An 11,813-nucleotide genomic window follows, 5' to 3' on the forward strand; every position below is an offset into this window, starting at 1 on the left:
CTCCATCTTTACTCTTCAGCCTCCGCTTGCGCCGCCTCTTCCAACAAACTGTATAACTCATCCACATCGCTAAATAGCGGTGTGGCGCCTTCTATGGCATAACCCTCAGCGCTCAGTTTACTTAAAATCGCTTGATCAAAGCTGTTGTCGCCATCTTCCAGGGCTTGTTGAGCCTGGATTAATTGTTGCTCGGTCAGTTGGCCTTCGATTAATGACTCAACTAGAGTTTTGGCAGATGCTGTTAACTTTTTTGCATATGCTGCCGTAGTAACGGCTAGTCTCAGCTTACTTCCTATTTCTCTATTCTTCGCTATGTCAATCGGAATCAGAATATTTAACAGGTTTTCTGAAGTCACTTTTGGTACAACGCTGCCAGTAGTCACACCTTTCCAACACGGAAAGTGTTTATCTAGGAACCTACAAATAGACTCAATATCATATTCATCTTTTACCTTTAAAACCCAAACATGGTTGTTTGCCCAAAACTTTCCATCAGCTACATTTGCACAGCCAATAGAGCCATCTTGCGCAATAATCAGATATTTACCGTTGAAATTGAATTCGGTATGAGTATCTATTGGACCTGATGCGCCATAGTAAAAATATGGTCCGGGTACTCTTTCTTCCGATTTAATAGGGTCGCCACATTTGCATTTACTAATGAAATTAGATAGTTTTGATGAATTCCTAAAGGTCATTTGACTATCGGCCGCACGTGCAAACTCAGGAGCTAAAGACACTGCTGATAATACCTGTTGTTTCATTCTTCTAGGTTTCAATGTTAATGAATCAACAAGGTTGAAGTGAAATAAATCTTTAATTTTTCTATCAGCCATTCCTTCAAGTCGTTTCGCCCAAGCGCGCAACTGCTCGGCTTGGCGAACTTTATCCCCGATGTATTTTTGGGCTTTATGCTCAGGTCTAAACAGCGGAATAGACTTAATATGTTCATTAGAAAGATTTAATTGCCCGGTAGAACCGGATACCCCTGCTTCCAATAAGCGTTGACCATGGAAGCTATTTAAAAATGAGCAAATATAGTGACTATCAGCCTTGTCAGGGCGAACAACAAAAAGATGGTCATTCGTATATGCTTCTTCGCTATAGCAATAAATCGATGCCCGACCAATTGTTCCTGAACCTGAACGTGTAATGACAATATCACCATATGCGAGCTTCTGTTTTTGAATTTGATCTTTTGTTGACGAGTCAATCCAATCAATGTCATCAATCGAAACTAACATGTCATTAGTATTTTTAGGTTTAATGCACTTTAAGCCCTTCTCCGCATACTTAGGAGACTTTCCTTGCTGAATTGGTTTTGTGCATACCGCCTGCAGTGAGCAATTTTTCAAGCTAAGAATATGATTTTTTGCTTGCGTAATTTCTGGTCTGTAGGTTTGCGCAGTCAAGAAATCCTGCAAATCAGAAGTGCTAATGCGGTTTATATGAAATGTTTCGCGTAAGGTATCTACAGACATTACACACCCCGCTTATAAGCCGAGACAATCTTATCCAGATCGTTAGCGACACCAGCGTTATAGTCTTCGATATTGTTTTTCACCACGTAGCCCAAGGTTTCAGCCACTGCCATAAATACGTCGGTTTGTGGCTCGGGCAAAAATTGCTCTGGCTGGTTGGGGTTAGCATGGCGTTTTTGTAAATACAAAATCGAGGTTTTGGCCCCCGTGCCGGAGAGTTTAAAGCAGTCGCTCGGCAATGAAATTACTGCTTTTACAATAGCTTTACCGCCAACAAACTCGCCGGTTTTTTCGTCTTTTCTACCCATGATGTACTCACGGACATAACGGTCGCCGGAGTTACATAAAATACCATCGGGCAGCACTATTAACAGACGGCCTCCGGGTTTAAGCAGTTGCAGGCAGCGGTCGATAAAAAGTACTGCTGGGTCAATAGTGGCACCTACCGGTTGCCAGTTGCCCTTGCTATCGGGCTTGCTGCCCAGCGCGAGCCCTGCGGTTGTAGGCTGCAGGCTGTAAAACGGCTTTTTATCAGTCCCGCCCGTTCTGCGCAAATCGGTACGATAGCCCGCCCATTTAGGCTCGCCGTTTTCATCCAGCTCTAAATCACCGATATCCTCCCACTTCATTTTTACGTGGTCATACCAGGCGTTGTAGCTATCAACGACTTTTTTGGTCGGGCGAAAACCACCGAGCACTTGCTCCATATTGGCTTCGTAATTGGCTTTTGAGTTTTGACCATTTTTGCCTTTATCAAATTTAGGCGTACCGAACGGCGGGTTGGTGCAAATAAGGTCAAAACTATTCGGCTTCAGGGCGTTAGTAGTGAGTGAGTTGTCGGTATAGAAAATCTGCGCTTTGGGGGCACCTTGCAATGCCATATTCACGCGGGCCAGCATTACCATGCGTGGTGCAGCATCGGCACCGGTAAATGCACAGTCGCGTAATTTCTGTTTCAATGATTCTTTTTTATCGTCGGCCAGCACCAGCTTAAAATCGATCCATTTATCAATCTGGCTTAACGCCACCGAGCCAAAACCAAAGGAGCCACAGGTGGGGTCGCAAAAACGAAAATCGCCATTGGCTAAGCGCGATCGCATTTCATCATCATCGTCGATGTCGTGCATAGCAATTTCTAGCATGGCCTGTTTTACTGGGTTAGGTGTTAAATAAACGCCAAGGCCACCTTTGGATTCAAAGTTAGCGCGTAGGAATACATCAAACACTCTGCCGAGTAAATCTCCTGACACATCAGCCAACGTGCCGTGTTCTTTAGCGATTTTACCGTCGTTGGTTTTTACCGGACCCAGGTTTTGTATTGCTTCCAGCAAATCCTGGTAGTTTTTCGCAACAGACAGCCGCAGGTGTGTTTCTTTACTAAAGATGGGGTTACGTGAGCCATCATCTGAGATCACAACGTAGTTTTCGTGGCTTTTAAATTCCTCAAAGGCGGCTTTGATTTGGGCAACGGCTTTATCGCCGTGGCTCTCCACATATTGCCAATTAAAGACATCACGAAAACGCAGGGTATTTCCCTCATCATCTTTAAAGGTAAGGTCTTCATCGTGATGCAGGCGGAAAGTTTCTAAAAACAGAAGCTTAGCTACTTCCTCAATAATGTCGTTCTTGTCGTTTACCTTGTCTTTGGTAACGCGATAAACATTTTCATGGAAGGCATCAAATCGCTGCATTAAGCGTGTATAAACACGCATCGACCAGCGAAAGGTTGGATCACGCTCCATGCGATCAAAGCTACGTAATTCTTCCAGACCAGGCAGGGTATCTGCACCGTGGGTACCGTCAGATCCATCGGCACCGAACAAGGCCAAAATACGTTGGTTCAAGCCATCGTCCACAACGGCATATACTGGCCAGTCACCTTCGATATCACTTAACAGCTGATAGGCTAAATCATCAAACTTTGCAGTGTCAGCGGCGTATTCCCAATGGCCTTCTGTCAGCGCAATCAACATGACTGGTGGCGTTAAGTTGCCTTCAACCAGGCCTTGAATGAGACCAGCCTTGGCGAATTCATGCTCGGGTAATTCGACCAATGGCTGAGTAAACTCGGAGTGCTGTTTGACCAGTTTATTGAACAGTGCTTCTAGCTGCTGTTGCGGGTCTTGTTTTTTTGCTTCTTTTGCCATGATGTTTTCTAAAATCCTTTAATACAGCCAATGGTTACTACAAATGCCGGCTAATTTATCAGTACCAGCAAGGGGCCTTTAATCTCTATCTGCGCGTGCTTCTGTGCCAGTTTGCGTATCTGCTGTTCACTGGTCGTAATACCAGCAGGGAGCTTTTTCAGTACTTGTGCAAGGGGCATGCGCCCACCAGCTTGATGCAACAATGATACCAAATGTGCCGCGATATCAGGTATAACCTGGTACGTTGCCGTTGTGGGCCCTTTTAGATGATTACTTTGAGGCAATGAGGCAAGCCATAGCGAAACTTGAGACTGGCTAAAGCCAAGTGTTTGCCAGAGGGTTTGGTTCTCATTAAATACAACGGCGGCGCTTCTGGGAGTTGCTGTTTGCTGAGTTATTAGTTGTTCCAGGCTTTGTCGCTGGTATTCATGGGTCATCTCATGCCTCCACTATAGGATACTGAAGCAGCCATCCGATCCAGTTTGGGGCTCATTGTACAGGACACGTCATTCGGCCACATCATCCTCTCACCGCGTTTTGCCATTATCCGGTATGGCACAACCCATAATTTTAAAGTCTCCGAGAAAGCAAAATGCTGCGCTATAGGTTGGCTAAAGTCATCATGCGCAGGGTAAATCAGATACATTTCGCCATTCCCACCAAGATATTTTTGTCCGTAGGCAAACATTTGATAGAAGTCAGCTTGTGCCAGTCCATAGAGTGATTTTGTCTGCTGGCTGCTATTCACCAGCTTCCATTTTGTATCCATCACCATTTCGGTTTGAACTGGTTTGTGTGATTGAATCAGCAAGTCGGGGCGAAGCTTAAAGCAATCTTTAAGTCCATGCTTTACCAAAGAATAAGTTGCTGCTTGAGGTAAAACTTTGAGGTGAGGTGGTAACTCGTCGGGTAGGGTCTGTGCCACAAAGGATTCAAATACCGCTTCCATAGGGAACAAAAGTGATATCGCTTTGGTGTTTCCCTGCAAAGCACTCGGGCTCATTCCCCTCAGGATCAATTGCGCCCATGCCATTGGCTCGTTGTAATGAGCCATACCACGCTCGAGGCGTAAGTTGTTTATATCACGTTCAATATCCCGGCTAAGTGGAATACCGTCAAACGCAAAACGCAGTTCGTAAAGCCAGCGTTGATTATCTGATGACAGCTGCAGACTAAGAAGCTTATCTAGTGCGGAGTGTAAGAGCCGATTGGCTGCACAATCAGGCATGTAGTCATCATAATCGACACAAAACTTATGGCGATTCACCGCGTTATGTCGCAGCTGTGCAGAAAGCATCAGCTTGCCCTTCATAAAAGCCAGATTACCTTGCTTGCTCACATAGTCGGAGCGTAAACCCTGTTTAAGCAATTGGCTGACGCTATGCAAAAACTGGTTAATAAAAATCTCAAGCAAAGGCATACGCTGAGCCTGAAGAGTGGCTTGCTGGGTTTGAATATGTCGGAACCCAGGCAGATGGCTTAGCATCGTCAGCAATGTTTGACGTGCATTAGCCGCTGTGAGGTTTTTACCAACCTTGGGCAGTATCTCAAGCTGGAAACCGTGAGGTGTTGAAAGCATCCCTGCGTAGTTTTGAACCTGAAGCAATTTGAAGCCTGAGCGAGAGGTGAGTTTGAGGAACTGGCTCCCTTGATTACTTGCCAGGCTAAGCGCTTCTAAATAATTAAAGACCTGTGGAGGCACCGGTTTTGCGCCAACTGAAGCCGCTTTTCCACTCCCCAAGAGGTCATATTCAAAAACGGAGATAACTTCACCCATGATTTACTGCCTGCTCATCAAGGGGAGTCTGTTGGGGCTGATAAATTGGACGATAAGCCTGTGGAATATTCCAGATCTCTTGATCGAAATCTTTGAGCTCATAAGCTGTTGATTGCTGATCATGGCGTCGTAAACCATGGTTGTTACCAAAAAGCGTATCGAGATCGTCGGTTTTCTCAATCACGAATTGCAGGTTGTCGTCTTGCTTTTGATTGTCTGCCAGCACCAACCGGATCTTGTTCCAGTCATCGAAAAAGTATTCCTGTAAAAGCGGAATGATCTTTTTCTGGAATGCGATCTTCAATTGTTTAAACGCAGCTTCTTCATCACCGGCATCGAGTGCATTTTTTACCGGCATAAAGAACGCATGCCCCAGCGTATGTTCACGATCGTAAAGAGCCTCGATGCGGCTATTGAGTTTCTCTAACAACGACTCGAGCTCTATGCCTTTCACCTTAGCTTCACTCAGTAAAGAGAGATCAGGCATCATTTCGACAAAGTCAAAGCGACGGCGCAAAGCCGTGTCCATCAGAGCTAAAGAACGGTCCGCTGTATTCATGGCTCCGATGATATCGACATTGCCGGGTACGCTGAAGTGATCACCGCTATAAGCCAGTTGCAGGCTCATCGCATTGGGCATGCCTGCACGCTTGTCTACTTCAATGAGTGAGATTAGTTCACCAAAGATCTTGGATATGTTACCGCGATTGATCTCATCAATGAAAATGGCGTAGCGATGTCCTGGATCGGCATTCGCACGTTGGCAAAGGCGCATAAAGATACCCGGCTCAATGGGATAAGAGATATTGCCACTCTCGTCAGAGCGAGCGCGTATACCTTCAATAAATTCTTCATAGCCGTAAGATTGGTGGAACGTAACCACCGCAAAACGCTGGATGGCTTCGGCAGATTTAGGGCCACGTTTAAGTTCGGCGTAGAGCTCTACCAAATCCTCCACTTGCTCGAGCTGTGAATCAACTAGAAACCATTCGCTGTTATCTGTTTTGTTAAATACGGCAGGCTCACGCCGATTCTTATAATCAACGGTTAACGACTCGGGAACTGTATAGGATTGCAAAGCTGCCCAGGCAGTATTCGATAGATTGCCATTACGACCGTTTAATAATGCCTTACGTTGAAACCACATATGTTCAATAATTTGGCGAACTTTCGCTCGTTTCCCAAGATCGAGCAGCACCAGCGTTATAACCTGCATCCAGTTCAACGATTCAAGGCGAGAATCCAGCCAGGCATCACGATCAGCGGGAACAGCATGAGAAGTGTACTCTTTCATTTTTTGCTGCAACCTGAAGGTCTTGCCAGTGCCAGGGGGGCCAAAGAAGATCACGTTAGTTGGTGAATGTAGGATGATCTTGTTCTCGATGGGCTCACTGCGGGTTATGGATGTAGTGCTAGCTACTTTCTCCTGCTTTTGTTCATTATCGCGTTCACGGAGCAATTCATAGAGATGCCAGATGGCCATATTCACATAATAAGGATCTGTATCAGGAGATTGGGCGTGTATGGCTTGTTTCAATTCATAGTTTTTCTGTAACCAATTTCCGGTCAGTACCAAACCGAGATGGAAGTGCTGATTTAAGAATTCTGCTGCTTTATTAAAAGCATTCTCATCCACAGTACTGGTGTAGTTTTCTGGCGAGAACGCGGCAAAGACGCGATTTCTCAAACTCCAATACATACGCTTGAGAAGTCCGTTTTCTTTAGCTTGTTGAAGTGCATTGCCAACATATTGGTAAGTTTCTTCATCCGGCTGTTGCCGAATTCGTTCAGTTAGTTCTCTAAGCAGTGGCAGGCTTTGCTGATATTCTGCTAAGGATGGAACGCCCTGGCGAATACTTGCAATGCCGTTGTCACGCTCATACCAAAGCTGTTTGACCAGACCATCTGTTGCAGGCTCAGCAAAAGTTGAGGTTTGCTGTAGCAAAGTCGTAAATGCACGGTATCGCTGATACCATCTGGAAGCTGTGTAATTTTTATCTTTCGCCAGGGCATCAATCAATTCACTAATCGTTAGCCTACCTGCTTCGACACTATCTACAAGAGTCATCGTGACTTTTCCTCTGTTGTGACATTACTTATTTTTTAATTAATATGAGGTATTCTAACTATATTGAGTTAATCGTTGTGACAAGTGCCTGTTATATATACAACTATCTGTTAACTCAGCTCTAATTTAAATACAATGTAAGGTTGTAGGGTGAATGCTGTTATCAACCTCACCCCCTAAAAACCTCTTTCCGATGCCACTCTACAAACACCTCATAAGGGTAATTTTTACGCACCTGCGGCAACGCAATAGTTTTCCCGTCAAAATCCCAGAATAATCTCTCAACGATCCCTCCGCCGTTTACCGCATCTGATACCAGTACCCGCATATTTTCATCCAGGCCAATCGATCCTTTATCAAAGGCTTTATGGTGAATTGCGCAAAGCGCCAGGCCATTAGGAATTTCACAAGGACCTCCTTGCTGTTTCCATTTTATATGCGCCGCTTCCAACGCTACGGTGGTGTCGTCGTGGCGCATATTAAAGCCACATATCGCGCACTGGTAGTTATAAGCGCGTAATACATTTTTGCGAAATAAAGGGTCGCGCTGTTTACGGATTTGCTGGAGATCAAAACCCAGCTCGTCAGCAATTTCTTCCTGAATACTCTCGGTGAAGTGCGCTTCGAGTATCTGTTGCGCCAGAGTATTGATGAGTTTTTTATTGCCGGTTACCAGGGCGTAGTGCTGTTCATCGAAACCGCCTGCAACGTGGTATTCGTTCAGTTCCTTCACTGGCGGTTGTCGGCTGCTCCCTGCTGTTGAGCAAAGCTCGGCATTGTGTAATTGCCAGAATCCGTCGCCTTGTAATCGCCAGAACGGCATATCAGGTCGGTAATGTGAACGCTGTGGCCCAAAACGTTCCAGTAAACTGTGCAGAGGTTCGTAGATTTCCGATCCATAATCGAAAAGGCGTGGATGTCCATTCAGGTATCCCGCTAATACGTATAGCAATAACAATGGCTTATGCGGCGCGCGCTGTTCACCTTTGTGCCAGATTTTTATGTTGGCAATTGCCTGCTGTAGCGATTTACTGGAAGCCATTGATATCCCTGGCAGTGAAATAATTGCGATCATGCTCGCAAATTTTCGGCTGTTCAAGCCTGCAAGTGAAGATATATTACTTTGATCTCATTTGTTTTTTTGCTGCCTGTGTACCCTAATTGCCATGCGATGTTGCACCGACGCAAACCACCTTTTACGCCGGAGGAGTTAAAAGCGTTGATGGATGCGAATAAATCAAATTAATGAACGCTCACTTTTCGCGCCAAAACTGCAAAATTGCTTCTACAAACCTGTCAGAAATAACCCCCCGACGGGCTGCCGTGCTGAAATGACTGCTTCGCAGTGCCGTCGTCCAGTTCTCCGGTGACCGGTACGCTGAACCGTAATATCCCGTGCTTAAATCGTCCGGGTCTTCATCAGGCGCGTTCGTCAGTCCTCTTTCACCTTGTTGCTGGAAGTCGACGAAAATAATATTGGCTAAAACATTATTTTGATAATTGCCATAAATAGCTTCATACGAATGCGGGAAATTTTCTTTCCAGTACCAGGTGGTATCGCCGCAAAACCACGGCGCGTCAGTAATATTATTAAGCTGAGAATGGTATTGTTTTAGATCCCTACGAAAGGCTTCAACCATATGATTAAAGTGTTGAGGGTGTGACGCGTAGTCACTGGTCATTAAGTCAAATTCGCCTTGCATCCAGCATACGCCGAGGAATTTGTTCTGCGGATTTTTTGCCAGTGCGGCTCGCGTTCTGCTGACTAAATCCTGGTATAGCGGAGTATCCGATCCCCAACGACAAGCATCATGGCTGGCTCCGTGCCGTTCTGAATATGTCCCTTCGCTGCCCGCGATAAAAGCCGAGCCGCCACGACAACATGGAACGATGAGAACCCCTGCATTATCAGGAATAGAGGGCAGTAATTTCCGTGCAATATGCAGTGCCTGGCCAACGGTGCCGTACTGTGTTTGATGATTCGTTGCCAGAGGATGGTGATAACCCTGCATATCCTGAACATCGTGTGGGCAGTGAGTCAGTGGAATAATGTCGTTAAAGTGACATGACGGGCCTCCGGGATGCGTATGCGCAAATCTCGCTAATTGTTTAATTCTGGGATGAGGCGCATCTTCCCTGTCCGGTAATGGCAGTCCTTCGCCATACGCCATGGCATTAGACTGACCAGCAACGGTAAGAACATAGTAATAATCGGGCGATATTATTGCGTTCATATAAATTTCGCGTAATTGAAATGACAAATTGATAGCAGGGCCCCTTTACCGGGGCCCTGAAGCGTTAATTTTGTACTGTGACTTTATTATCCTTCACAGAGATCAAAACTGAATCCGTCACCGCTTTGCCGCCTGCAGTTTCACCGCCAATAATCAATAGACTATTATTCCAGGGCAATGATACTCCGTAGGCCCGACCTTGCGATAATTCACCCGATTTATCCCATTTCCCGTTATGCCAAAGATGAATATCAGTGCTATATGATTTTTTTAGGCCTTCATGCGCATAGTTCTTACCGTTCTGGTAATTTTCTCGTGAACCTTTGAATCCGGCCCCTCCGGCAAATATAAGAGAATCATTGCTTATCCCCGCAAAACCGCCAGCGACGCCATCTGGTGATGAGACGGGAGCAAGCTTATTCCATTTTAAATTATTACCGGTGAAATCAAGTTCAAATACGGCATCCGTTCGCAATCCTGGTTTGGCTTCGCCATTAATAAGCCAGGTTTTATCACCTTTATTCACAAGCGCCGCACCAGCCGTTCCGTACCAGGGAGATTCGCCAGCGTAACTCCATTGCTGTGTTGAGGGATCAAAAGACAACAGAAACTTATTGAAGAAATAATCTTCTGCTTTTTTGTCAAAATAATGGGCATTGATCTTGTCTATAGTTGCTGAATCTTTTCCAGCCTCGTTGAGATCTTCAAAATAGCCATTGAAGATATTCTGGTTAACACCGCCAGTAACATAAGCCTTGCCGTTGTGTACAAAAGTCACATGACCCGCCATGCCCATCGGTGCATGCGACATCAATTTAACCCAACTATTGGTTTTGGGGTTGTATTTGTGTACGTCATTAAATACCTGAGTCAAGCCCTTGCTATTTTTGCCAATGCCGCCAAACACATACAGATTGCCATCAATAAATGCCGAGGTTGCTTGATCTCTTGGTCCACCAGGGAATGCAGCTAACGCTGTCCATTTTTTATCTTTGGCCTGTGTATCCAGCTTGTACCATGCCGTACCTGCGCTACCTAAACCAATGTAGACAGTGTCGTTATCAATTGCTCCGGTACCACTTTTAAATGGCACAGGAGTTTCAGGTAATACAGACGCGTTTGCGGCAAATGAAGCCATCATGATAGCAAGCGCCGTTATTGTTTTATTCATTGTGACTGTCTCCTGTCTACTACAGTTTAAATGACACACCAATGCGATAACTGTTTTCCGATAAATTATCTCTGCCGTTGTAAACACCCTGACGGTCCAGGTAGTCATATTCTATGTATGGCGTAATATCGGGCGTCATATGGTATTGTAGAACAAATGCATTTTCCGTCGCCCATTTCTTATGGTTTGCATAGCGATAATCGTTCTGTTTGCTGTATAGCGTCGTTTGCCATGCGAAGGTGAAATCACTATTAATATGGTAAGTGACATATCCATCCCAACGATGAACGTTATCACGAGACATATCACCGGATAAGTCTTGTTGTCGGTAAGCTTTCCAGTCGTAACGATAGCGAATGCCAAAATTAAGATCTTTTGTCGCGTCCCAGGACAGTTTTACGTAGGGTCCGTAGCGTGTGCCGTTGCTGCTAAAATGCGTTAACATTCCCGGGCGCACCGTCCATTGATCATCAAGTTTAATTGCGTAATTAACTTCAACCTGAACATCATTGAGTGCGGCATTTTCCTTTTTATTATCATGAATGGTATTCCAGGTATTACTTTCCATGCTTGCCCACCATCCATTTTGCCATCCCTCACTGACTTTGAGTCGAGTCTCATAGGCGTGGCTTCCACTACGATATCCACCACGTACGTCCAGTGTCGCAGCTTGAGAAATTAATGGTGACGAAAAGCACAGTAATAATACGCCAGAAAGTATTTTAGCCTTTTTCATAAATTTCACTCATTTGTAGGATACAGAAAGCAATACAAAGCCCGCATAAACAATTAGCATTTATGTTGTGTAATATTTTTTTGCCAGGCTTATAGTGTCTTTGGCAACCGGTAGCTGTATTTTATATTTTTTGTATAAGGTCTCCTGTGAAAAATCTCTTTTCACATTATTTAAATAAACAGAGATCCAGATTAAATAC

At 45.1% G+C, this 11,813-nt stretch carries 9 protein-coding genes and 1 pseudogene; 1 reads left to right on the forward strand and 9 read right to left on the reverse strand.

Features of this window, described 5'->3' with window-relative positions:
- Positions 1-8 precede the first annotated feature (8 nt).
- The 6 genes from QZF50_RS08700 to QZF50_RS08725 all read right to left on the reverse strand — a co-directional run bounded on the left by QZF50_RS08700 (position 9) and on the right by QZF50_RS08725 (position 8,515).
- A complete protein-coding gene (locus QZF50_RS08700; RefSeq protein ID WP_028985238.1) occupies positions 9-1,481 on the reverse strand; it encodes a restriction endonuclease subunit S in 1,473 nt (490 codons plus the stop codon).
- Complete coding sequence (locus QZF50_RS08705) at positions 1,481-3,628, reverse strand: N-6 DNA methylase (RefSeq protein ID WP_038998533.1); 2,148 nt, start codon at positions 3,626-3,628, stop codon at positions 1,481-1,483. Before QZF50_RS08705 ends, QZF50_RS08700 begins: the two co-directional genes overlap by 1 nt.
- 50 nt (positions 3,629-3,678) lie before the next feature.
- Complete coding sequence (locus QZF50_RS08710) at positions 3,679-4,065, reverse strand: hypothetical protein (protein WP_000148644.1); 387 nt, start codon at positions 4,063-4,065, stop codon at positions 3,679-3,681.
- Positions 4,062-5,405, reverse strand: coding sequence for an McrC family protein (locus QZF50_RS08715; RefSeq protein WP_000504880.1), 1,344 nt, complete (start codon positions 5,403-5,405; stop codon positions 4,062-4,064). Before QZF50_RS08715 ends, QZF50_RS08710 begins: the two co-directional genes overlap by 4 nt.
- A complete protein-coding gene (locus tag QZF50_RS08720) occupies positions 5,398-7,473 on the reverse strand; it encodes an AAA family ATPase (RefSeq protein ID WP_061892645.1) in 2,076 nt (691 codons plus the stop codon). The genes QZF50_RS08715 and QZF50_RS08720 overlap by 8 nt, the downstream gene beginning before the upstream one ends.
- Positions 7,474-7,642: 169 nt before the next feature.
- The gene (locus QZF50_RS08725; protein WP_000168559.1) at positions 7,643-8,515 is read right to left on the reverse strand and encodes a phosphorothioated DNA-binding restriction endonuclease; all 873 of its coding nucleotides are present in this window, start codon (positions 8,513-8,515) and stop codon (positions 7,643-7,645) included.
- Positions 8,516-8,614: 99 nt separating this feature from the next.
- Between QZF50_RS08725 and QZF50_RS08730 the strand changes: the two are divergent.
- Positions 8,615-8,719 (forward strand): annotated as a pseudogene (locus tag QZF50_RS08730) (HNH endonuclease); the annotation flags it as partial.
- 7 nt (positions 8,720-8,726) lie between these two features.
- Here QZF50_RS08730 and QZF50_RS08735 read toward each other — a convergent pair.
- The 3 genes from QZF50_RS08735 to nanC all read right to left on the reverse strand — a co-directional run bounded on the left by QZF50_RS08735 (position 8,727) and on the right by nanC (position 11,614).
- A complete protein-coding gene (locus QZF50_RS08735; protein ID WP_000991447.1) occupies positions 8,727-9,707 on the reverse strand; it encodes a sialate O-acetylesterase in 981 nt (326 codons plus the stop codon).
- 64 nt (positions 9,708-9,771) lie between these two features.
- Positions 9,772-10,878, reverse strand: a complete 1,107-nt coding sequence (gene nanM / locus QZF50_RS08740; RefSeq protein WP_001298927.1) for an N-acetylneuraminate epimerase — start codon at positions 10,876-10,878, stop codon at positions 9,772-9,774.
- Between the two features lie 19 nt (positions 10,879-10,897).
- Positions 10,898-11,614 (reverse strand): N-acetylneuraminic acid outer membrane channel NanC, encoded by a 717-nt coding sequence (gene nanC, locus QZF50_RS08745; protein WP_001295734.1) that lies wholly within the window; start codon positions 11,612-11,614, stop codon positions 10,898-10,900.
- Between the last annotated feature and the right edge of the window lie 199 nt (positions 11,615-11,813).

This window comes from uncultured Escherichia sp. (genome assembly GCF_948475835.1).
In the GTDB taxonomy this organism is placed as follows: domain Bacteria; phylum Pseudomonadota; class Gammaproteobacteria; order Enterobacterales; family Enterobacteriaceae; genus ECMA0423.

What these genes read in the sequence shown, in the direction of transcription:
- QZF50_RS08710 (WP_000148644.1), bottom strand. Translation starts at nt 4,065, where the DNA reads ATGACCCATGAATACCAGCGACAAAGCCTGGAACAACTAATAACTCAG.
- QZF50_RS08700 (WP_028985238.1), bottom strand. Translation starts at nt 1,481, where the DNA reads ATGTCTGTAGATACCTTACGCGAAACATTTCATATAAACCGCATTAGC.
- QZF50_RS08720 (WP_061892645.1), bottom strand. Translation starts at nt 7,473, where the DNA reads ATGACTCTTGTAGATAGTGTCGAAGCAGGTAGGCTAACGATTAGTGAA.
- QZF50_RS08705 (WP_038998533.1), bottom strand. Translation starts at nt 3,628, where the DNA reads ATGGCAAAAGAAGCAAAAAAACAAGACCCGCAACAGCAGCTAGAAGCA.
- QZF50_RS08735 (WP_000991447.1), bottom strand. Translation starts at nt 9,707, where the DNA reads ATGAACGCAATAATATCGCCCGATTATTACTATGTTCTTACCGTTGCT.
- nanC (WP_001295734.1), bottom strand. Translation starts at nt 11,614, where the DNA reads ATGAAAAAGGCTAAAATACTTTCTGGCGTATTATTACTGTGCTTTTCG.
- QZF50_RS08715 (WP_000504880.1), bottom strand. Translation starts at nt 5,405, where the DNA reads ATGGGTGAAGTTATCTCCGTTTTTGAATATGACCTCTTGGGGAGTGGA.
- nanM (WP_001298927.1), bottom strand. Translation starts at nt 10,878, where the DNA reads ATGAATAAAACAATAACGGCGCTTGCTATCATGATGGCTTCATTTGCC.
- QZF50_RS08725 (WP_000168559.1), bottom strand. Translation starts at nt 8,515, where the DNA reads ATGGCTTCCAGTAAATCGCTACAGCAGGCAATTGCCAACATAAAAATC.